Source organism: Neptunomonas qingdaonensis, from assembly GCF_900113275.1.
GTDB classification, from domain to species: domain Bacteria; phylum Pseudomonadota; class Gammaproteobacteria; order Pseudomonadales; family Balneatricaceae; genus Neptunomonas; species Neptunomonas qingdaonensis.
Window position 1 is genome coordinate 21,819 of the sequence record NZ_FOOU01000018.1, and the last position, 21,833, is coordinate 43,651.

Here is a 21,833-nt window from a genome sequence, read left to right on the forward strand (position 1 = left end):
CCTTTTTTATGAGCAGCGTTGTAGGTTATGCTGTAAATAACCTTGTCACTGCTTGTATAACAAGAGCGCTAACTGATGTCGAATCTTAAATATAAAGACCTGCGAGATTTTATTGCTGTTCTGGAATCCAGAGGCGAACTTAAGCGAATCAGGCAAGAGATAGATCCGAATCTTGAAATGACCGAAATTTGCGACCGTACATTAAGAGCAGGTGGTCCGGCGCTGTTGTTTGAGAACCCCAAAGGTTACCACTACCCGGTATTAGCTAATTTGTTTGGTACGCCCGAGCGAGTGGCGTTGGGTATGGGCGAGGAGAGCGTTACTGCACTGCGTGAAGTGGGTAAGGTGCTTGCTATGCTCAAAGAACCCGAGCCACCTAAAGGGATGAAGGATGCCTGGGATAAGCTGCCGATTTTCAAACAAGTTCTGAATATGGGGCCTAAAGTTGTTAAAAAAGCAGCTTGTCAGACCCATGTCATCGAAGGTGATAAGGTTGACTTAAGCACCTTGCCTATTCAAACATGCTGGCCCGGTGATGCGGGGCCATTGATTACCTGGCCATTAGTTATTACCCGTGGCCCGAATAAAGAGCGGCAGAATCTGGGCATTTATCGCCAACAGGTGATAGGAAAAAATAAGCTTATCATGCGTTGGTTGGCGCATCGTGGCGGCGCACTTGATTTTCGTGAATGGCAGGAGAAGCATCCGGGTAAAAATTTCCCTGTGGCTGTTGCGCTAGGTGCTGATCCTGCGACAATTTTAGGTGCGGTTACGCCGGTCCCTGATACCCTATCTGAATATGCTTTTGCGGGCCTGTTGCGTGGTGGTAAAACAGAGGTGACCTCCTGTATTGGTAGTGATCTTCAAGTGCCTGCCAGTGCCGAATTTATTCTTGAAGGTTATATCGCGCCGGATGAGATGGCTCAGGAAGGGCCTTTTGGCGACCATACCGGCTATTACAATGAAGTAGATAGTTTTCCGGTCTTCACGGTGGAGCGTATCACCCATCGGGATACGCCTATTTACCACAGTACTTACACCGGCCGTCCACCAGATGAGCCTGCCATCTTAGGTGTCGCACTTAACGAAGTGTTTGTGCCTATTTTGCAGAAGCAGTTTCCTGAAATAGTTGATTTTTACCTGCCACCGGAAGGGTGTTCTTACCGCATGGCGGTGGTGACGATGAAAAAACAGTATCCCGGGCATGCAAAGCGGGTAATGTTGGGCGTCTGGTCGTTTTTGCGTCAGTTTATGTATACAAAGTTTGTTATTGTTTGCGATGATGATGTTAACGCGAGAGACTGGAATGACGTGATCTGGGCGATCACCACCCGCATGGATCCATCCCGCGATACTCTGTTGATCGACAATACGCCGATAGATTATCTGGACTTTGCCTCTCCGGTCTCAGGCTTGGGTTCTAAAATGGGTATGGATGCGACGAATAAATGGCCCGGTGAAACTACCCGGGAATGGGGCGAGCCTATCCAGATGTCTGATGATGTCAAACAGCGTGTTGATCAGCTCTGGGATGAGTTGGGGATTTTCAGTAATGACAGTACGTCCGGTTAATATCAGCAAGTGTTATCAGATATGTTTGAATGATCGGCTACAGCTATTAGAATGTAACCCCGACGAAACGCTACTTCAGGTTATCGAGCGTTATGGTTATCGTATGCCTAGAAGTTGTCAGAACGGTGTTTGCCAAATATGTGAATACCAGCTGCTATCGGGTGAAGTGTGGCAGCGATATCCGGAAAAACATTTGTTGGCCGGGCCTGACTCGTCAGAAAATAATACACAAACCCCAGTGCTTGGCCTGGCATGTACGTCAGTAGTCATGAAGGATTGTAGGGTTAATATTAAAGGGCTAAAGGGTCCTGGAGAACAAGATTTGAAACGTCTGAAGTGTGATATTGCGAAGGTAGAGAAGATCAGCAAGGATGTCTATCGTGTATCGTTGGTACTACCGGCGACAGCGTCTCAGTCGGTGACCTATTTTGCGGGTCAGTATCTTGACATTGTTATGCCGGATGGCGAGCAAGCCTCGTTTTCGATTGGCAGTGCACCTGAAGCGGCGCGCAACCTTGAGTTGCATGTCAGGCATGCGCCTGGAAGTAAACTATCCAGCGCTATTTTAGCCTTCTTGCAAACCAGCAAAAGTGTTGAGGTTGAGCTGCCAAAGGGAGACTGTTATCTGCAAGCCGAGAAGCTGCAGGCTGATCAGCCCATTATATTGGCCGCCGCGAGTACGGGTTTCTCTCAGGTCAAAAGCATCATGGAGCATCTGCTCGCCAGTGGTGTGAAAAATCCGATACACCTTTATTGGGGGGCGCGCGTCGCTGCTGATCTATATCTGCCGGAGTTGCCTAAGCAGTGGGCGGCAGAAAACGATAATGTTACTTATCATCCGGTTGTCAGTGAGCCGGGCGACAGCTGTGGTTGGACAGGTCGGGTAGATTTATTGCCAGATGCGATTGGACAGGATTTTGATTCGTTGGAAAATGTGAGTGTTTATACCAGTGGATCGCCTGCGATGGTGTATGCCCTTTTGGATGCGCTTGAAGCTAAGGGGCTGAAAGAGGCACAGATGCATTCCGATGTATTTTCTTATGCGCCTCGTCCGGTAAAGTAGCTACTGATTTATGTTTTGTGCTTCCCAAAAGCCGGTCATCTGACCGGCTTTTATGTATCTATAGTATTGTAAAAGTGTTTGTAGAAGGTCTTCGCTACGATGAACTTTTGCATCTAAGTGTCTGTCAAAGGTTATGCTTCTGACTTATTGATCTTATTTATTATCAGAAGGCTTTTTTCAGTAAAAGCCGCCAGATGATTTCCGTTCCCTCGAAAAAATAAAAAAGGACTTAATATGCGTATTTTCTTAATAGCTATTCTCTCAATTCTTGCGCTTTCTGCACCGGTATTTGCTGATAATGGCCTTGTCAGTGTGAAGAGCGCCCATGATGTAAAAGAAACAGCCGACCGTCTTGAAGCGGTGTTGGCAAAAAAGGGTATGACAATTTTCGCGCGTATTGACCATGCTGCGGGGGCTGAAAAAGCTGAGATGCAGCTACGCCCAACCGAGTTAGTTATTTTTGGTAATCCTAAGGTGGGTACGCCACTGATGTTATGTGATCAATATGCCGCGATTGACCTTCCACAAAAAGCCTTGATTCATGAAGATGCACAAGGGCAAGTCTGGTTTAGCTATAACAGCCCTGCATACCTGGCTGAGCGCCATCAATTAGAAGAATGCTCAACTGTGCTTATGAAAGCAGAGAATGCGCTGAGCAACTTTGCGGCCGCTGCAACACAGCCCTAGGCAGCATGCCGTCGGACTTAACGACCGCCCGCCTGCAAGATAAGAAGGGAAGTCTGTTTTGCAGGCAAAAAAACCGGAACAGTGTTCCGGTTTTTTTGGGTCTAAGAGGTGTCTAAAGAGCGTTTAGGTAGAAGGAAAGAGGGCAGTTAGCTTAGCTGTTGCTGCTTTCTTTCTCTTTTTCTTTGTTCGGCTCTTCAGGAGCTAGCATTGGCAGAGGCGTTAAGTCATTCCCCATCAATGCTAGTCCGTCCTGCATAACGCTGAGTGAGCGCTTGTTGTCACCTAAATGTTGCAGCAAGCGCGTTAGCTCGTTGTATGTTTCCGGACGTTTCTCAAGGGCTAAACTTTCTTCCATATAGTCGACTGCTTTGCCCCATTGCTCATTGCGCATGGCTAATCGGCCCAGTGTGAGCTTGAGTGCCGCGCTATCGGGGTTCTTTTTCAGCCAGCCTTTAGCAACTTCCAGCTGTTTATGCGCATCTTCACCCTTAACGCGACCATACAGATTAACCAGATCTTCATCCCATTCGCGCTTAATCTGATCGCGTAGGAAGCTTTCGGCTTTCTCTTCTGATCCGGCAGTAATCAGCTGTTCAATATAGCGCTGAATCATCGCTTTATCATGGGCCAGAGATGAAGGCAGGCTTTTCCATTCTTTAGTGAGCGCTTGCAGACGGGTATCGTTATCCGCTTCTGCCGGTAGCTTGGCGAGTGTGCTGCCGAGCAGTTCGGAGTAACAGGTTTGTTCCAGTGCCGCAATCTCCTCTTCTTTCAGTACTTTATGTTTGCGAAGTTCTGGGATTAGATTGGTGAGACCGTGCCAGTCTTGCAATTTTACGTAGACGTCTTTAAGTAAGCGCATCACATACGTGTGTTTTGGTGCGAGCCGGCGCAGGCGGAGCAGCGCAGTCAGGCAGGGCTCCAGTTGTCCGCGTTCAAGCTGGATCTGTACCTGTGTAATACTGATAGCGACTTCTGCCTGAGGGACGCTGTTACGCGCCTTTTGCAGCAGTTCGTCGGCGGCCGCATCTTCACGTTGTTCATGTGCCGCACGAGCGGCCGCAAGATAGTTGATCAAAGGTTGATCTGAGCTATCCGCTGCTTGGGTGAGCAGGCGTTGAGCTTGCCACCATTTGCCTTCGGAGAGTGCCAGTAGGCCTTTCAGGGTTTTCCCATGCGCTTGGCGGGCTCCACGGCGCTCACGCCATTCGCGGAACTTCTCGGTTGGCAGGCGAGCTTTAAAGAAAATATTAACGGCTATATGTAATGCTATAAACCCGATAGAGAGAATCACCAGCAGAACCCATAAGCTGGTTTCCATGGTGCTTTCATCATAGGAGATTAATACATAACCGGGATCTTTGACCATTTTTTCGCCGATCCAGGCTCCCGACGCCAGTATAACCAGAAGCAGCAGAAATAATCTTTTCATCAGGCTGCTCCTTCTTCCTTAAGTTTGGTAACTTGTTTCAAATAGGTTTTCAGTGCATTCAGTGAGCCACTGATATTTGGCATCTCAGGTGATATTTTCAGCGCTTTCAGTTCAGTGATGCCGCGCAGTAAAGCTTGGGTTGTGGCGTCTTTTTCTTCAAAGTAAGTGCTTGTCCAATCTTCAGCTTTAGCAAGACTGCGGTCAAATGCGATCTGATTTTTCTGTAGTAATGCCAATTGAGCCTGCTCCAGCATCAGATGCAAATTCTGCTGTAAATAGTAGTTCTGCTCTGGTGATAGTAGTGGTTCAATGGGTTCGTCACGGTGCTGCACAACCACCAGTTTTTCGACTTTATCAACCGCTTTAGCCCAGGATTCTTTTAACCCGCTGCTCCAGGTTTCGCTCATGGTTTCTGGCGTTATTTCTTCGATCAGAGAGGGTAGCTTGTTTTTGTCTGTCAGTGGGACTAAACGTAAGTTGCTGATCTGTTCAGTCAATGCCGCCAGTTTGAGATAGGAACCTTCAAGATCATAAGTCGGTACAGACTCAAGGGCGGCAATATCTGATGCGAGGGTTTTACGCACCGCATAGATGGAAACATCTTCAGTTTCTTTAAGAATTTTGTCAGCCGATTTCAGCAATGACAAAGCACCGGAAGACGTGTTCTCCATCAGAATACGTTGGTTGGCCAGTCTGAGTAGGTACTCGACCTCTGCTAATAGCCAGTCTTTGCGTGTGTTAGTCTGTTTGGCTGTCACTTGTTGAATGCTTTCTGTCAGCCGTGTTTGTAACTCTTCAATCCCCTGCTGTTCTTTTGAAGATTGGGACTGTAGTAACGTCAGGTTCTGATTAACAGAAGAAACCTGAGAAGTGACCAGTGATTTTGTATCGGTTAGCTGAGAGTTGACATCGGCAACGGCCTTACTGACCTCCTGTTTCAGGTTGTCAATGCTAGCGCTGTCGTTTTGCTGGTTCTGTATTGAGTACCAATATTGGTAGCCCGTGCCGCCTAACGCAATAATAGAGATTATCAGTGCTAGTTTTCCAGGCCAGGTAGCGCCTTGTTTTTCTTCGGCGGGCGGGGCAGGAGGAGCCGGTTCTTCTTTTGCAGGCTCGGGTGTCAATTCGGGCGTTTCGCGTTGCTCGTTGACAGCATTACTTTTGCCGATATTTGAGTTTTTTTCGATATTTGATTGATCGATCGTATCTGCACTGCTATCAACAGTCTTAGCGTTCTTTTGCTTTTCTGTCTCTTGCTCCATCGGGGCGGTTTTCGACTCAATGACTGCGTCTACGGTTGTTTGTGTTTTTTTCTCGGTGTGTTTCATGCGTTGGTTTCCGAGTCGTGAGCTGAATTTAGCGCTGCTACCATGGATAGATCATCCGGTCCTTGCGCAACCTTTATTCGCGTAAATCCTAAGTATCTGGCCTGATCAGCTATTCGTTCACTGGGCACTACAAGGTTAAGCTGATGTAGTGAATCGCTGCTGAACTGTTTTTGGCCACCTGCTGCAACTGTAACAAAATTTCTAAGAGCCTCGCCACTGGTAATCAGGATAGATGATAAAGCAGAGTTATAAATAGTACTTTTGATAAGGATATCATCATATTCGGGGCATTTTCGTTCGTAGAGAGTGGCGTATTCTACGTCTGCGCCGCGCTCCGATAAGGTTTCAGCGAGCGTGTTACGTCCGCTGGACCCTCTGAGAATAAGAATTTTTTTACCTTTTACATCATGCAGATCGGGTAGCGTCAGCATGGCTTCTGAATTAAAACCACTGGTTGAGTGGCATGCAGGGATATCTTGCTGATTAAGTATGTGGGCTGTTTTCTGGCCAATGGCATACCACTGGATGCCGTCAGGCACTTGTGGCCAAAACTGATCGATCCAGTCTAATGCGAGATGAGCGGCATTAGGGCTGATGCAGACGATGATGGCGTATTGATCCAGATTCATCATCTGATTTCTCAGCAGCGCATAGCCGGGATCTGCTTCCGTTATCGGGCATATTTCAAGTGCCGGCAGATGAACGGCTACCGCTCCGCATTCACCCAGCAGGCTGATTTGTTGTGCGGCCTGATGTGCGGGGCGTGTAACGAGAACGCACTGGCCCTGTAAGTTCGGTAGATCAGCCTTTGTTGGTTGCATAGACTTCGCTCAGAATTTCATCCGCACCGGCCGCTAACAGACGTTCAGCTACCGCTATGCCGATTTGCTCAGCTTGATCCGGATGTCCGCGCATCTCATCGCGCAGCACCGTCGTGCCATCAGGTCGAGCGACTAAGCCGCGTAGATATACTTCATCTTGGGCTTCGTTAAGGATTGCGTGACAGGCTATGGGGACCTGGCAGCCGCCTTCAAGGCGTTTGTTCAACGCGCGCTCAGCCAGAACGCACCATGCCGTTGCCTGGTGGTGCAATGGGGCAAGCAAGGCAATCGTTTCCGCATCATCGAGACGACACTCTATACCTACGGCGCCTTGTCCGCCCGCGGGTAGGCAGATGTCGTCGGGTAACTCGCTACGGATACGCTCTGGCAACCCGAGGCGGATCAGGCCCGCAGTTGCCAGAATAATGGCATCATATTGGCCATCATCCAGTTTGCTAAGACGCGTTTGTACATTGCCGCGCAGGTCCTGAATTTCAAGATCCGGGCGTTGTTCTTTCAGTAGGGATTGGCGTCGTAGAGATGAGGTTCCCACGATGGCCCCTTGCGGAAGATCAGAAAGGGAGTTGAATTTGTTAGAAACAAACGCATCGGTTGGCTTTTCGCGAGGGCAGATAACCGCCAGCCCAAGCCCCTGAGGAAACTCCATCGGTACGTCTTTCATGGAGTGGACCGCGATATCGGCACGGTTTTCCAGCATGGCGACTTCAAGTTCTTTAACAAAGAGTCCTTTCCCACCTACTTTTGCCAGAGGTGTGTCGAGAATTTTGTCGCCACGTGTTGTCATGCCCAACAGTTCTACCTGAATGCCCGGGTGGTGTTTCTCTAACTCAGCTTTTACGTATTCAGCTTGCCAAAGTGCGAGGAGGCTTTTTCGGGTCGCGATGCGCACAACTTTTTTATGCATAGTCCTGTCCTGAGGTGAAAACGACAATGGGCCTTATTCAGGCGAATGCAGCGATTGTAACAGATCATTTAGATTCTGGGTCTTGCATATATCAACAGAACACGCATCGGGAGTCAAAACTGCTATAATCCCCCGCAAATTATGACCAGAACGGTCTGTAAAGTTTCAATAGTGAGGTCCTGAATATGAGCAGCAAAACCAACCAGCAGTGGGGTGGTCGTTTCAATGAGCCAACGGATGCGTTTGTCGCGCGTTTCACAGCGTCAGTTGAGTTTGATCAACGTATGTATCGACAGGACATTCAAGGTTCGGTTGCTCATGCCACCATGTTGACCGAAGCCGGTGTATTGACGGTTGCAGAGCGTGACATGATTATTCAGGGCCTGGCAGACATCCGGGCTGATATTGAAGCAGGTCGTTTTGAGTGGTCTATCGCTTTGGAAGATGTTCATATGAACATCGAAGCAGCGCTGACTGAAAAAATCGGCATTACCGGTAAAAAATTACATACCGGACGCTCTCGTAATGACCAGGTGGCCACTGATATTCGTTTGTATCTGCGTGATGAAATTGACCTGATTCTGCTTGAGATTACTCGTTTGCAGCAAGGATTGCTGGGCTTGGCGGAGCAGGAAGCCGATACCATCATGCCAGGTTTTACCCATTTGCAAACAGCGCAGCCGGTAACGTTTGGCCATCATTTAATGGCGTGGTTCGAAATGCTTAGTCGTGATTATGATCGTTTTCTCGATACCCGAAAACGCGTCAATATTATGCCTCTGGGTGCTGCCGCCCTGGCAGGTACCACCTATCCGATTCAGCGTGATATTACCTGTAAATTACTGGGCTTTGATACGCCGGCTGAAAACTCGTTGGATGCTGTATCTGATCGTGATTTTGCTATTGAATTTTGTGCAGCGTCGAGCATTTTATTAATGCATATGACACGTATGTCTGAGGAGTTGGTGCTGTGGACTTCAGCGCAGTTTAATTTTATTAATCTGCCAGACCGTTTCTGCACCGGTTCCTCTATTATGCCGCAGAAGAAAAATCCGGATGTGCCTGAGCTGGTGCGAGGTAAAAGCGGACGAGTTTATGGGCACCTGTTCAGCCTGCTTACTTTGATGAAGTCTCAGCCGTTGGCTTACAACAAGGATAATCAGGAAGACAAAGAGCCATTGTTCGATACCATCGATACCGTGAAAGGTTGCCTGCGTGCTTATGCCGATATGGTACCAGCATTAGAGTCACGCAAAGAGTATATGCGTGAAGCCGCGTTACGTGGTTTTTCTACGGCAACAGACCTGGCTGATTACTTGGTTAGAAAAGGCATGCCTTTCCGTGATGCCCATGAAGTGGTCGGCAAGTCAGTTGCCTATGGTATTGAAACCGGCAAAGACCTGGGTGAGATGTCATTGGCAGAGCTGCAGAAATTCTCAGATACCATTGGCGATGATATTTTTGACGTACTAACGCTGGAAGGCTCGGTTGCAGCGCGTAACCATATTGGTGGCACTGCGCCTGATCAGGTAAGAGCCGCTGTTAAACGTGGTCAGGAAAAACTGACGCAGAGAGGGTAGTCGCTTCCTTTAGCGACAACCGGGTGGTTATAAGCAGATAGTCATAAGCGGATAGTTGTCGCGGAGCAGGTGTTGCTTTTCTCTTCGCTACTTGTGTAAAGCCTGAATTCACGTTGCCAGCATTTTGTTATGCTAACAATTCCGGATTCAGGCTTTATTGTATGGATCGTGACAATGTTGCAATCGCGCTTATAGGTTTTTGAACGGGTCGCGGCGCTGGCAGTAGGCGGTGTTAGTCGCCTGGCTTTATGCCAATGGCTGTTGTTCTGCTCCCTGTCCTTCAATGATACGGGAAGATGAATTTAGCGCTTTTACTGCAGGCTTCTAATTTAGAGTAATGTCGACCATCAGGTCACTGGCAATGGCTTCAATTGCGCTTTGTAAGTCATCAAGGTCTATGTTATCCGGCGCTAGCAAGTGAGCTTCGGCTTTAAAGAGTAATTCGGCTGACATCGAGCCAGAAACCAGTTCTGTCGTCAGGTTTTCGACGTTAATATGGCGTTTGGCCAAGGCTTGAGATATTTCGCGCACTATGCCTGGTTTGTCGTGGCCAATCAGTTCGAGTGTAAAGGCCTGCAGGGTGCTCGGGCGCTCTTGTTCATCGGCCGTCTCGGCAATGATTTTGAGTCCGGACTTTTGCAGTGCCTGTAAAGCGTCTGTTAAATCGGATGCTTTTTCCTCCGGTACGCTGATAACCAGGATCCCGGCAAACTTGCCACCCAAACGCGACAGAGCAGATTCCAGCCAGTTACCATCATGTTCTGCAATGGTGTTAGACAAGTGTTCTACGAGTCCGGGTTTGTCTGGTCCGATGATGGTTAAAATTAGCGATGTCATATAGTGAGTTCCTTCTTATAAGGTATTATCGAGAAGCTACGACTAAAAATAATGAAAGTAAAGGGTAGTAGACAAATATGCTCTCAGTACTCAGTGCATTATGGCCTGTGTTTGCGCTCGTTCTTCTGGGTTTTGCTGGTCGTAAGATGGCGTTTCCAGGAGATGGGTTTTGGCAGCCAGCAGAAAAACTAACTTACTTCGTGTTATTTCCGGTGTTGCTGGTTAATAAACTGGGTTCATCCGATATGACAGGGGTTTCGGTTTTTAAAATAGCCATTGCTGTTGGTATGTTATTGTTGATCGGTACGCTGTCGTGCTTTTTGTTACGCCATTGGCTGGTATTTTCCGCTGCAGGCTTTACCTCGTTTTATCAGGGCTCAGTCCGGTTTAATACGTATGTCGCTTTGGCCGCTGCTGCCGCACTCTTTGGAGGGCAGGCTGTTGCGATATCGGCGGTTATTATCGCGATTATGATTCCGCTGATAAATCTGCTGTGCGTTATTGTTTTTTCTACTCAGTTATCCCGTTCACAAGGTGTTCGGGCGCTGTTATCCACTTTGCTGAAAAATCCGTTAATCCTCAGTTGTCTGTTAGGCATCGCTTTAAATATTAGCGGCTTAGGTGTGCCTCAGATGGTTTCCTCTGTTGCCGGGCTGTTGGGGAGCATGGCATTACCTTTGGGATTATTAGCCGTAGGGGCAGGCCTGAATGTTCACGCTTTAAGGGCAGTTCAGTCTGCTGTATGGGTTTCTTCGTTGATCAAGTTGCTGATATTTCCATTTATTATGTATGTTATCTGCACCGTGATGGAACTTTCTCCATTGATGACAGGTCTGTTGTTGGTCTTCTCGGCTGTGCCAACGGCTCCGTCAGCTTATATTCTGGCAAGGCAGTTGGGAGGAGATGCCGAGATGATGGCGGCCATCATCACCGGGCAGGTATTACTATCAATGATCACGTTACCTTTTATGCTCGGCATACTCATTTAATATGATGATAACGTTAAAAAGTTGCCAAATTCCGTAAAAATCCGATAATTCAGGCAAATAATTGAGTATTTTTTGAGTTTTTCCGGAACATATGTGTATTTGTCGCTATAATACTAATTAAGCATTTGGTTATTTATGCATCTAAGGAATAGTGTGCGTTGTATTTGCCGAACCTATGAAATTAAACGCAATTATAAACAGAAGATACAGTGAGATATGAAGAAAGGTCCTGATTTAGTCATGGTTATTGTTACTGCTTTTGTTGTTGGTTCAGTTCTGACGGGTATGTTTTCTCATACTGATTTTCAGTTCGCATCGATGGTGGAGCAGGTTTTTAGTCGCCAGGGTTGATCTGTTTTGCTCAACCCTGTCTCAGGCTTGGGCATTACAGTTTGCATAGACATCATAGTTTGCATAGAGAAGGTTAATAACACCTGGCATCAGTGATAATACAGGAAAGCGGCACATCCCAGCTTTCTATCGGTAGTTCTTTTACTTTTTGAAGATCATGCGCGAGCCCGATTAATCGTGGCCGCTGTGCATTGTATTGTCTGATAAAGCTAAACGTCCTGTCATAATAGCCTCCTCCCATGCCGAGTCTTCCTCCTTGCTCATCAAATGCGACCAATGGCAATAGCACAACATCCAGCATTTTTGCCGGTCGAATGAAGCGGTAAGGTGATTTAGGCTCCAGAATACCGTAAATATTACGAGTCATCGGGGTTCGGCGGGTGTATCGGACAAACCATAGTCGGTTATGTGACAGCGGATGAAGTACCGGCAAGTAGACATTTTTTTTCATTTTCCAGCACCACTGCACGATGGGCGTCGGATCGAGCTCTCCATCATTAGGCAGATAAATCGCCAGATGTTTGGATTTATGAATACCAGGGAGCTTTTTAATGACTGTCAGAAGCTTGTGAGCAGCAGTCGCTTGTTGCTGCAGGGATAAAGCGCGTCGCTTTTGACGCATAGATTGCCGAAGTGTACTGCGAGCGTCCATGTAAGCGATTAAGACTCCTTATTTAAGGCTCCTAATTATGAGACTCCCCAAGATGCCGTTACTGGTTGTGGCCCTGAACCCGAAGGTTCAAGGAGGAGATCTCCGAAGTGTATAAGGCTTTCCGAAGACGGACATGCACACAACACTTGCTAGAAAAATCCATACTGGTAATTATCGGCTCGAGGGACGTAACCAATTGACGAACACCTCAGGGAGCCAGATCATTATAACGCGTTTGGCGCTAAAGTCAGCTCTTGTATTTTATTTAAAACATGCTAAGAGCGTTCGTTAACTAATTGAAATATATTAATTTAATCTAATATTTCTATTCGTTAAGGCCTGTTTTTTCAGTGATTGCTAACGAGCTATCAATTTTTTTGTTGAGTTTTTGAATGCGCTCGTCAAACTTTCCCTGATGTTCGGCCTTGCTCTTAAGCAGTTCGTGAGACAGGTTCAATGCGGTCATTACGGCGACGCGCTCCAGCCCTAAGACTTTGCCGGCATCACGTATCTCGCGCATTTTTTTGTCAAGATACTCAGCTGAAGTAAAAAGTTCATTCTCGGCTCCTTCGGGGCAGCCGACCAGATATTCTTTATCCATTATTCTAATGGCGACTTTGTGGCCTGGATCATTACTCATGAGCTTTGCTCCAGTGTTTTCATGCGCTGAATCATTTTTTCAACCTGTACACGTGTTTGATCATTTACCTGGAGAAGGCGCGCTTTTTCTTGCCGGGCCTGTAGTCCGGTTGCCAGTAGGTGCTGGTTTTCCAGCTCGAGCTGTGTGCAACGGGCGAGTAGTTGGTCAATTTTTTGTTCAAGTGCGATAAAGTATTGGTTTGTCATTCGGGAATCCAACATAAAGTCTAGAGTGGACTATAAACAGGCTGCACTAGAGGGTCAATCGGGTCTGCATAGCTCTGTATAGATTACAATGCTAGGATATTCAAATATATTGAATTGTGTGTCTGTAAAAACGTTAAAAAGAGAAGAGTAAACAATGCTGGAAGTGAATGAAGAGTTGATAGGTTTTGATGCGATTGCGAATCTGCTCGTAACAGAAAATGTTTTTATTGTTTCTCCCTCTGAGTTACATGGTTTATTAGCGGGGCAGCTGGCATCCGGTGCGAGGATGACACCCGATATCTGGTTGAGCACAGTGTCTGAATTGCTTGAAATTGACAGTTTAACTCAGGAAGGCAGCAAGGTCGGGCTTATCGGACTTTATCAGCAAACGCTAGGGCAACTGGAAAGCTTTGGTCTTGAGCTGGCGATGTTGCTACCAGAGGACGACGCAACGTTAGAACAGCGTGTCGAATCATTAGGGCGCTGGTGCCAGGGCTTTATGACGGGATTTGGTTATCAGGGCAAGCAAACTGACCGGTCATTGTCTGATGAGGCGAAAGATGTACTACGTGATTTATCAGAAATTTCGCAAGTCGCGAATGAAGTGGACGACGGTGAAGACAGTGAAGCCGATTTCATGCAGCTGGAAGAGTATGTTCGTATGGCGGTATTGATGTTGTTTGCCGAATGCAATCAGTCGAGTGAAACCGTCAGCGCTGCTGATGCTCCCAAAATGCACTAATGGACAGTACTAACATGAAACAGCCATGTATCAGTCAGCGTGAATTTGCTGAGCGGCGCGAACGTCTCGCTGCCCAGTTACCTGTAAATAGTATGGTTGTTGTGCCGTCAGCTGGATTGCAGCATCGCAATAGTGATGTTGAGTCCCCCTTTAGGCAGGACAGTGATTTCTATTACCTGAGCGGATTTGATGAGCCTGATGCACTGATTCTTATATCCAAAGGTAAGTCAGTCGTTGCCTATACGCTATTTTGTCAGCCACGAGATCCGCAGATGGAGATCTGGAATGGATATCGTGCCGGGCCTGAGGGTGTGCTGGTGGACTATCTTGCTGATCAGTCGTTTTCTATTGAGGAGGCTGATGAGCGTCTGCCAGAATTATTAGACGGCGTCGAATCGGTTTATTTCTGCATGGGCACTCATTACCAGACCGAAGTCCGGGTTGAGGGCTGGCTGAAATCGATGCGTAAGAAGCGCCGTCAGGGTTTAAGTGTGCCGTCGCGATTGATCGAGCTGAGTCCGCTGTTGCATGAAATGCGCTTGTTTAAATCGGCGCAAGAGATTGAGGTGATGCGCACAGCGGGTGAAATATCAGCGCAAGGGCATGTGCGTGCCATGCAGATGTGCCGTCCTGGCTTGATGGAGTATCAGCTGGAAGCGGAAATCATGTATCACTTTATGCAGCATGGATGTCGTTTGCCGGCTTATTCCAGCATCGTTGGGGGGGGTAAAAATGCCTGTGTGCTGCATTATATTTCGAATAACGAGGTGCTTCGTGACGGTGATTTAGTGCTCATTGATGCCGGTTGTGAAATGGACTACTACGCCGGGGATATTACGCGTACTTTTCCGGTCAACGGACATTTTTCAGATGCGCAGCGAGCCTTGTATGAGTTAGTGTTAAAGGCTCAGTTAGCCTGTTTGGCTGAGATAAAACCCGGTATTCCCTGGGAGCAGACGCATGATATTTCGGTGAGTGTTATCACTGAAGGTTTAGTCGATCTGGGCATTCTTAAAGGAAAACCGCAGGATTTAATCGATTGCGGCGCTTACAAAGCCTTCTATATGCATCGTCTGGGTCATTGGTTGGGTATGGATGTGCATGATGTCGGTGATTACAAGATTGAGGGTGAATGGCGGTTGCTACAGCCGGGCATGGTGATGACGGTTGAACCGGGTATCTATATTGCACCTGATAATGAAAGCGTTGATGCATGCTGGCGGGGTATCGGTATTCGTATTGAAGATGATGTTTTGATTACCGCACAGGGGTGTGAGGTGTTGACGGCGTCAGTACCTAAGACAGTGGCAGAGATTGAGGCGTTGATGGCTGTGGCGAGACACCCATGAAGACACACTACGATATCGTTATTATTGGTGGAGGCATGGTCGGAGCAAGTCTGGCCGCTGCGTTATTGCCGATTGCCAAAGAGCTTGATCTTCAGGTTGCTGTGGTTGAATCGATGCCTATGCCGACAGATGATCTGAGTCACTATCAGCCTAGTTATGATGCTCGCGCGACGGCGTTGTCTTATGGCTCTCGCAAACTTTACGAACAGATTGATGTCTGGCAGGCGATTGCCGCACATGTCTCTCCTATTCAACGTATCCATGTGTCCGACAAAGGTCATTTTGGGGCGACACGCCTGAATGCTGAAGAGGAGCATGTGCCTGCACTTGGCTATGTGGTAGAAAACCATTGGCTGGGACGGGCGTTATTACATCATATACAAACACACCCGGATGCTGATCAGATACGGTATTGCTGCCCGGCGGAGGTTGTCAGTGTTACTCCTGTAGAAAAAGGGATGCAGTTATCTATTCGATTGGGAAGTGAAACCATACAGGTGTCAGCTGACTTGGTCGTAATGGCGGATGGTGGCCGATCAGATCTGCGAGAAAAGCTGGGTATTAGTTATCAGCAAGTGGTTTATCAGCAGCATGCGGTGGTCGCTAATATCAGCCCTGATCGTCCCCATCAGGAGATTGCTTATGAACGCTTTACCGATACCGGGCCGTTAGCGTTACTTCCTTTACAGGATCAGCAGGATATGGCGCGCTGTGGTTTGGTCTGGACAGTCCCTGATGCTGAGCTGGATAGCGTTATGGCGCTGGATGACGCCACGTTTATTGCTCGCGTTCAGGAGCGTTTCGGCTATCGTGCCGGGCTGTTTATTCATGTCGGTGAGCGCTTTAGTTATCCGCTGAAATTGGTACTTGCGGATGAGCAGGTGCGTCCTGGGTTGGCCGTGCTGGGTAATGCCGCACATGCGCTGCATCCCATTGCCGGGCAGGGGTATAACCTTGCGTTACGCGGTGTGGTTGAACTGGCTCAGTTCATTATCGATGCACGGCGTGGCGGAGTGTCTGTTGGTGATGCTGAAATGTTGCAGGCTTATCATCAGTCGCGTGTGGCCGATCAGCAGAGAACCATCGGCTTAAGTGATAAAACGATGAAGCTTTTCTCTAATCGTAATCCTATGCTGGCATTAGGACGTGATCTGGGTTTGCAGCTAATGGATATCTGTCCGCCTGCTAAAACACTGTTTGCGCGTGGAGCGATGGGGCTGGATGTGCCAGCGCCACGCCTGAAATAAGGTAAAAGAATGACATTACACACAGCGGATATCGTTATTGTCGGTGCAGGCATGGTCGGTTTAACGGCGGCGTTGGCGTTGTCTGAATCAGGGCTGAAAATAGTGCTGCTGGAAAATCGTGATGTTAATCCGGCGACGGCGGCTGATGAGGTTGCTGCACAACAACCGAAGGGTTATGACCCTCGAGTCAGTGCGCTAACCTGTGCTTCTCAGCAATTACTCACGCATGTCGGCGCTTGGCCTTACATGCAGCAACTGAGGATTAGCCCTTATACGGATATGGATGTTTGGGATGGCGAAGGGAGTGGCCATATTCACTTTTCGTCGCGTGATCTGCATGAGCTGGCGTTGGGGCATATTGTTGAAAACCGTGTCAGCGTTGCCTCCTTATATCAGGCAGCGAGTCATGTGGATAACCTGACATTGCTAGGCGGAGCCGCTGTCACTCAATTGTCGGAGCCTGAAAGTACCGGCGATACTTCTTACCGTCTTCTCAGCTGTGCAGACGGAACACAATGGCGCGCCAAACTGGTGGTTGCAGCCGATGGTGCCCTGTCAAAAATTCGCCAGCTGGCGGCTATTCCTATGTGGGAATGGGATTATGGGCACCATGCGATCGTCACCACGGTTCGTACCGAGCAACGCCATGAGTCGACAGCATGGCAGCGATTTACAGAAGATGGTCCTTTGGCGTTTTTACCACTGGATGATCCGCATTGCTGCTCGATTGTCTGGTCGACTTCGCCGGACCATGCGGCATCATTAATGGAGTTAGATGACGACGCGTTTTGTGCCGCTTTAACACGTGAGTTTGAAAGTCGTTTGGGTGATGTTCTGTGGGCTGATCAGCGCTATGTTTTCCCGCTACGCCAGCGTCATGCTCAGTATTATGTGCAGCCAGGCCTGGCGGTCATTGGTGATGCGGCGCATACCATACATCCACTGGCCGGGCAGGGCGTTAATCTGGGGTTGATGGATGCCGCTGCCTTAGCTGAGCAGGTTCTGATCGCGGTTGAGCGCGGCGAGGATATCAGTAGTGAAGCTGTGCTGAAGCGTTTTCAACGCCAACGTCAAGGTGCTAATCTGCAGATGTCAGCCGGCATGGAGGCTTTCAAGCAGCTGTTTGGTCATCAACAACCGGTGCTTAAGTTGATCCGCAATATCGGTATGAATACGTTAGATAAGCTTTCACCGTTGAAGCAGCACATCGTTATGCAGGCGATGGGCTTAAGTGGTGATGTCCCATTGATGGCGAAAAGGCCGCTGGATCACAGTGAACCTCTGTAAGCAGGGCATATGTCACAAGGTGATCTATAAGGCATAAGTAGTAGGGCTGGCATTTGAGTGCGATCAGAGATTGATCTGTCTTTAAAATCACTATAAATTGACAACCCCTTTTTTCAGCATCCGGCTATTGGGTAGTACTGTGTGTATTAGCTGAGATGCGATAACAATAAGAGTTTTTATAACGATGGCTAGTAAAACCGCTTTATACGATCAGCATTTGGCCATGGGTGCAAAAGTCGTCGACTTTGGTGGCTGGGATATGCCTTTAAATTATGGTTCTCAGATCGAAGAGCATAATAAAGTACGCACATCCGCTGGTATGTTTGATGTGTCGCATATGACGATTGTGGATGTTACCGGTGCAGATGCCGCTGAGTATCTGCGTTATTTGCTGGCGAATGATGTCGCGCGCCTTGAAGTTAAAGGGAAAGCGCTTTACAGCGGCATGCTTAATGAAGACGGTAAGGTGATTGATGACCTTATTGTCTATCGTATGACAGACCCGGGTGTTTCGGGCGAATGGTTTCGTGTTGTTGTTAATTGCGCTACCCGGGAAAAAGACTTGCGCTGGATGGCTGAACAGGCGGCGCGTTTTGATGTTGCTTTGACAGAGCAGCCTGAGCTGTCGATGGTCGCCATTCAGGGGCCGGAAGCCATTGTAAAAGTAAAATCTGTTCTTAATGAATCACGCGGTCGCCTGATCGATAGTCTGAGTGTCTTCCAGGGGCAGGAGTCCGAAGGTTGGTTTATCGCCAAAACCGGCTATACCGGTGAAGATGGCTTAGAAATCATAGTTCCTGAAGATGAAGTGGCTGATTTCTGGCGGGCGCTGGCTGAAGCAGGCGTTGCGCCGTGTGGTTTGGGTGCGCGGGATACCTTGAGGCTCGAAGCAGGTATGAATTTATACGGTGCGGATATGGATGAAAGCGTTTCGCCTTTGGTATCTGCCATGGGCTGGACGATTGCCTGGGAGCCGGAAAGCCGTAAATTCTGTGGACGTGCAGCACTGGAAGCAGAGAAGGCCGCGGGTGTCACTCAGAAACTGGTAGGCCTGGTGATGGATACGCGCGGGGTATTGCGCGGTCAGCAGAAAGTGATCGTAGAAGGTGTTGGTGAAGGAGAGATAACCAGTGGTACATTCTCGCCTACACTGAATGTCTCCATCGCTCTGGCTCGTGTTCCAGCAGGAACAGGCGATCAGGCAGTGGTTGATCTGCGTGGGAAACAGGTACCCGTTGCAGTCGTACGCCCGCCGTTTGTGCGCAATGGCAAAAAAGTTTTTTCTTAACCCCTAGCATTAGGAATCGGCAACATGAGTGATATTCGTAATGAACTTAAATATGTAGCTAGTCATGAATGGATTCGTGATGAAGGTGATGGAACTGTCACTATCGGCATCACGGATCATGCACAAGAGCTTTTAGGTGATGTTGTTTTCGTAGAACTACCTGAGGTGGGTTCTGACGTTGCAACAGGAGATGATGCAGGTGTTGTTGAGTCTGTTAAAGCCGCATCTGATGTTTATGTGCCTGTTTCTGGGGAAATAGTTGAGGTCAATAATCAGCTGGAAGACTCCCCTGAGCTAGTGAACAGTGACCCATATGGCGATGGCTGGTTTTTTCGCATCAAGTTGTCAGATGCCAGTGAGCTGGATGATTTGCTGGATGCCGAAGCATACGGTGAGTTATGTGAGGATGAATCCTGATCGATTCATCGCCAGCATGCGTGTAAACTACACTGCTTGATAATTCACTGTCCCGGCACTTGGCCGGGACAGTCATTTTTACTGTTTACAGAGAGTGCCATGTCTTTAAATACGCTTATTCTCAATCAAGGTGCAGAGCGCCGTTTACGTGCCGGCCATGTATGGATTTATAGCAACGAGGTCGATAATAAGCGCACGCCTATCAAGTCCTTCCAGTTAGGTGAGCAAGTGCTGGTTGAGGCGAGTAATGGTAAATCGCTAGGGGTCGCTTATGTGAACCCTAACACCTTGATTTGTGGACGTCTGTTGTGCCGTGATACCAAACTTAGATTGGATCGCTCTTTACTGGTGCATCGTATCAATATTGCATTGTCATTGCGTGAGGCGTGCTTTGATAAGCCTTGCTATCGTTTAGTCTTCGGTGACAGTGATGGTTTGCCCGGATTGGTGATTGACCGTTATTTTGATATTTTTGTGGTACAAATTTCTACGGCAGGCATGGAAGCTGTTGTTGATGAGATTATGTCAGCGCTGAATAAAATATTCACGCCGCAGGCTATCGTGCTGCGTTGCGATGGTAAAATGCGCACTACCGAAGGTTTAGAGAGTTATATCGAAGTGGCGCAGGGTGAAGTGCCTGAGTTGTGCCCGTTTGAGGAAAACGGTGTGCCGCTGTTGGCTCCTGTTTTAACGGGGCAAAAAACCGGCTGGTTTTATGATCATCGTAACAACCGTGCAGCGATGCAAAAGCATGTTAAAGGTAAGCGTGTCCTGGATCTGTTCAGTTATGTCGGCGGTTGGGGTGTACAAGCATTAGCCGCAGGAGCGACAGAAGTGATGTGTGTAGATGCTTCAGAAACGGCGTTGGATGTCGCATTAGAAAATGCCCGCCTGAATAATGCGGAAGATCGCTTTGTCGCGCTTCAGGGAGATGCTTTTGATGCGTGTAAGGAGTTGATTCAAGAGCAGGAAAAATTTGATGTGGTGATTGTCGACCCTCCGGCGTTTATTCAGCGTCGTAAAGATATCAAAAATGGCGAGCGTGCTTACGCGCGTATCAATAATCTGGCGATGCGTTTGCTTGACCGTAATGGTGTGTTAGTGAGTGCTTCATGTTCCATGCATCTGGAGCGTGCGAGACTGATCGATATTATTCGTGCCAATGCACGTGAGCTGGATCGTACGGCGCAAATTTTTGATCAGGGGCATCAAGGGGCGGATCACCCTGTGCATCCGGCTATACCTGAAACTGATTATCTGAAATCATTCTGTGTCAGGGTGTTGCCTAGCAGCTAGCCTACTTAGCGGGTAAATATAGAGGAACAGGAAATGCATTATCGCACACTGGGAAATAGTGATCTTAAGGTTAGCCGGATCTGTCTGGGCAGCATGACCTTCGGGAATCAGAACAGCGAGTCAGAGGCGCATCAGCAGCTTGATTATGCGCTTTCTCAGGGTGTGAATTTTCTTGATCTGGCTGAAATATATCCAGTGCCAACGTCGGCTGACACGCAAGGCCGGACAGAGGAATTTGTTGGCCATTGGATGAAACAGCGAAATAATCGTCATCAGATGGTTATCGCGACGAAGGTATCCGGGCCGGCTGAGATGGTGAAGTACCTGCGTCCGGATATCTGTTTTGATCGTCATAATATCCGCACCGCCGTTGAAGCAAGTTTGCAGCGTTTGCAGACCGATTATATCGATCTTTATCAGTTACACTGGCCTGACCGGAAAACTAATTTTTTTGGGCAGTTAGGTTATCAGCACGATGCATCCAAAGATGGCACACCCATTCTGGAAACCCTGCAAGTACTGAAGGAGCTGGTGGACGAAGGGAAAATTCGTCATATCGGGTTGTCCAATGAATCGCCTTGGGGCGTCATGACCTTTCTTAAATATGCTGAAATGTATCAGCTACCGCGTGTCATCAGTGTACAGAACCCATATAGTTTACTGAATCGCAGCGATGAAATCGGTTTAACAGAAGTGTTGCAGCGAGAACGGCTGGACCTGTTGGCATATTCGCCGTTGGGTTTTGGTGTGTTGTCCGGTAAGTACCTGAATGATCAACGCCCTCCCGGAGCACGCTTAACGCTGTTCCCAAGTTATGCCCGCTACATTACGCCTAATGGTATCAGGGCAACGCAAGCATATGTGGATCTGGCCAGAGAGTATGCTCTGGATCCTGCTCAGATGGCGTTGGCTTATGTCAACAGCCGTGCATTTGTAGGTGCTACGATTATTGGCGCGACAACGCTGTTTCAACTGCAGGTGAATATTGCTTCTGAAGATCTTATGCTTTGTGATGAAGTGCTTCTTGCGATTGAGGCTATCCATGAAAATAATCCGAATCCTAGTCCGTAATCCTGAAAAGGATTGTGTACGTTTTAAACTAGTAAAGCAGGATTTTAAATAAT

At 48.1% G+C, this 21,833-nt stretch carries 22 protein-coding genes and 1 other RNA gene; 14 read left to right on the forward strand and 9 right to left on the reverse strand.

All coding sequences use genetic code 11. The features are described 5' to 3' along the window. Positions 1 to 75 precede the first annotated feature (75 nt). From ubiD to BM099_RS18355, 3 genes are all read left to right on the forward strand, one after another. Positions 76 to 1,572, forward strand: coding sequence for a 4-hydroxy-3-polyprenylbenzoate decarboxylase (gene ubiD, locus BM099_RS18345; RefSeq protein WP_090730404.1), 1,497 nt, complete (start codon positions 76 to 78; stop codon positions 1,570 to 1,572). After that, positions 1,553 to 2,635 (forward strand): 2Fe-2S iron-sulfur cluster-binding protein, encoded by a 1,083-nt coding sequence (locus tag BM099_RS18350; RefSeq protein WP_090730406.1) that lies wholly within the window; start codon positions 1,553 to 1,555, stop codon positions 2,633 to 2,635. The genes ubiD and BM099_RS18350 overlap by 20 nt, the downstream gene beginning before the upstream one ends. Before the next feature lie 234 nt (positions 2,636 to 2,869). After that, positions 2,870 to 3,322, forward strand: a complete 453-nt coding sequence (locus BM099_RS18355) for a DUF302 domain-containing protein (protein ID WP_090730408.1) — start codon at positions 2,870 to 2,872, stop codon at positions 3,320 to 3,322. A gap of 151 nt (positions 3,323 to 3,473) precedes the next feature. On the opposite strand, the gene BM099_RS18360 is transcribed toward BM099_RS18355, so the two are convergent. The 4 genes from BM099_RS18360 to hemC are packed head-to-tail and all read right to left on the reverse strand — an operon-like array spanning position 3,474 to position 7,828. Continuing rightward, entirely contained in the window at positions 3,474 to 4,754 is a 1,281-nt protein-coding gene (locus BM099_RS18360; RefSeq protein ID WP_090730410.1) for a heme biosynthesis HemY N-terminal domain-containing protein, read from the reverse strand. Beyond that, positions 4,754 to 6,082 carry a uroporphyrinogen-III C-methyltransferase gene (locus BM099_RS18365; protein ID WP_232349037.1) on the reverse strand — a complete coding sequence of 443 codons (1,329 nt, stop codon included), beginning with the start codon at positions 6,080 to 6,082 and terminating at the stop codon, positions 4,754 to 4,756. Before BM099_RS18365 ends, BM099_RS18360 begins: the two co-directional genes overlap by 1 nt. Then, positions 6,079 to 6,903 carry a uroporphyrinogen-III synthase gene (locus tag BM099_RS18370; RefSeq protein WP_090730412.1) on the reverse strand — a complete coding sequence of 275 codons (825 nt, stop codon included), beginning with the start codon at positions 6,901 to 6,903 and terminating at the stop codon, positions 6,079 to 6,081. The genes BM099_RS18365 and BM099_RS18370 overlap by 4 nt, the downstream gene beginning before the upstream one ends. Then, positions 6,884 to 7,828: a hydroxymethylbilane synthase gene (gene hemC, locus BM099_RS18375; RefSeq protein ID WP_090730414.1), complete on the reverse strand. Its 945-nt coding sequence runs from the start codon at positions 7,826 to 7,828 to the stop codon at positions 6,884 to 6,886. The genes BM099_RS18370 and hemC overlap by 20 nt, the downstream gene beginning before the upstream one ends. A gap of 185 nt (positions 7,829 to 8,013) precedes the next feature. On the opposite strand from hemC, the gene argH reads away from it, so the two are divergent. Further along, positions 8,014 to 9,408, forward strand: coding sequence for an argininosuccinate lyase (argH, locus tag BM099_RS18380; protein WP_090730416.1), 1,395 nt, complete (start codon positions 8,014 to 8,016; stop codon positions 9,406 to 9,408). Between the two features lie 324 nt (positions 9,409 to 9,732). On the opposite strand, the gene BM099_RS18385 is transcribed toward argH, so the two are convergent. Further along, positions 9,733 to 10,245, reverse strand: a complete 513-nt coding sequence (locus BM099_RS18385) for a glycine cleavage system transcriptional repressor (protein WP_090730418.1) — start codon at positions 10,243 to 10,245, stop codon at positions 9,733 to 9,735. Between the two features lie 77 nt (positions 10,246 to 10,322). On the opposite strand from BM099_RS18385, the gene BM099_RS18390 reads away from it, so the two are divergent. Beyond that, positions 10,323 to 11,234 carry an AEC family transporter gene (locus tag BM099_RS18390; RefSeq protein WP_090730420.1) on the forward strand — a complete coding sequence of 304 codons (912 nt, stop codon included), beginning with the start codon at positions 10,323 to 10,325 and terminating at the stop codon, positions 11,232 to 11,234. 216 nt (positions 11,235 to 11,450) lie between these two features. Next, positions 11,451 to 11,585 carry a hypothetical protein gene (locus BM099_RS20860; RefSeq protein ID WP_269750487.1) on the forward strand — a complete coding sequence of 45 codons (135 nt, stop codon included), beginning with the start codon at positions 11,451 to 11,453 and terminating at the stop codon, positions 11,583 to 11,585. Between the two features lie 73 nt (positions 11,586 to 11,658). Here the strand turns inward: BM099_RS20860 and BM099_RS18395 are convergent, their stop codons facing one another. The 4 genes from BM099_RS18395 to BM099_RS18410 form a co-directional block, all read right to left on the reverse strand. After that, positions 11,659 to 12,237 (reverse strand): 5-formyltetrahydrofolate cyclo-ligase, encoded by a 579-nt coding sequence (locus BM099_RS18395; RefSeq protein ID WP_090730423.1) that lies wholly within the window; start codon positions 12,235 to 12,237, stop codon positions 11,659 to 11,661. Positions 12,238 to 12,277: 40 nt separating this feature from the next. Continuing rightward, positions 12,278 to 12,455, reverse strand: a non-coding RNA gene (ssrS, locus tag BM099_RS18400) — 6S RNA. 107 nt (positions 12,456 to 12,562) lie between these two features. Continuing rightward, on the reverse strand, positions 12,563 to 12,877 hold the full coding sequence (locus tag BM099_RS18405; RefSeq protein ID WP_090730426.1) for a cell division protein ZapA: 315 nt from the start codon (positions 12,875 to 12,877) through the stop codon (positions 12,563 to 12,565). Further along, positions 12,874 to 13,083: a TIGR02449 family protein gene (locus tag BM099_RS18410; protein ID WP_090730428.1), complete on the reverse strand. Its 210-nt coding sequence runs from the start codon at positions 13,081 to 13,083 to the stop codon at positions 12,874 to 12,876. Before BM099_RS18410 ends, BM099_RS18405 begins: the two co-directional genes overlap by 4 nt. Before the next feature lie 154 nt (positions 13,084 to 13,237). Here BM099_RS18410 and BM099_RS18415 point away from each other — a divergent pair, with 154 nt between their 5' ends. The 8 genes from BM099_RS18415 to BM099_RS18450 all read left to right on the forward strand — a co-directional run bounded on the left by BM099_RS18415 (position 13,238) and on the right by BM099_RS18450 (position 21,780). After that, positions 13,238 to 13,825, forward strand: a complete 588-nt coding sequence (locus tag BM099_RS18415; protein WP_090730429.1) for a UPF0149 family protein — start codon at positions 13,238 to 13,240, stop codon at positions 13,823 to 13,825. 14 nt (positions 13,826 to 13,839) lie between these two features. Further along, on the forward strand, positions 13,840 to 15,174 hold the full coding sequence (gene pepP / locus BM099_RS18420) for a Xaa-Pro aminopeptidase (protein WP_090730431.1): 1,335 nt from the start codon (positions 13,840 to 13,842) through the stop codon (positions 15,172 to 15,174). After that, positions 15,171 to 16,421, forward strand: a complete 1,251-nt coding sequence (gene ubiH, locus BM099_RS18425; protein WP_090730432.1) for a 2-octaprenyl-6-methoxyphenyl hydroxylase — start codon at positions 15,171 to 15,173, stop codon at positions 16,419 to 16,421. Before pepP ends, ubiH begins: the two co-directional genes overlap by 4 nt. Before the next feature lie 9 nt (positions 16,422 to 16,430). Next, complete coding sequence (locus BM099_RS18430; RefSeq protein WP_090730434.1) at positions 16,431 to 17,708, forward strand: FAD-dependent oxidoreductase; 1,278 nt, start codon at positions 16,431 to 16,433, stop codon at positions 17,706 to 17,708. A gap of 184 nt (positions 17,709 to 17,892) precedes the next feature. Then, complete coding sequence (gene gcvT, locus BM099_RS18435) at positions 17,893 to 18,996, forward strand: glycine cleavage system aminomethyltransferase GcvT (protein WP_090730435.1); 1,104 nt, start codon at positions 17,893 to 17,895, stop codon at positions 18,994 to 18,996. A 24-nt stretch (positions 18,997 to 19,020) separates the two neighbouring features. Beyond that, positions 19,021 to 19,413, forward strand: coding sequence for a glycine cleavage system protein GcvH (gene gcvH / locus BM099_RS18440; RefSeq protein WP_090730437.1), 393 nt, complete (start codon positions 19,021 to 19,023; stop codon positions 19,411 to 19,413). Positions 19,414 to 19,512: 99 nt separating this feature from the next. Further along, positions 19,513 to 20,709, forward strand: a complete 1,197-nt coding sequence (locus tag BM099_RS18445; protein WP_090730439.1) for a class I SAM-dependent rRNA methyltransferase — start codon at positions 19,513 to 19,515, stop codon at positions 20,707 to 20,709. Positions 20,710 to 20,742: 33 nt separating this feature from the next. Next, entirely contained in the window at positions 20,743 to 21,780 is a 1,038-nt protein-coding gene (locus BM099_RS18450; RefSeq protein WP_090730441.1) for an NADP(H)-dependent aldo-keto reductase, read from the forward strand. Positions 21,781 to 21,833: the final 53 nt, after the last annotated feature.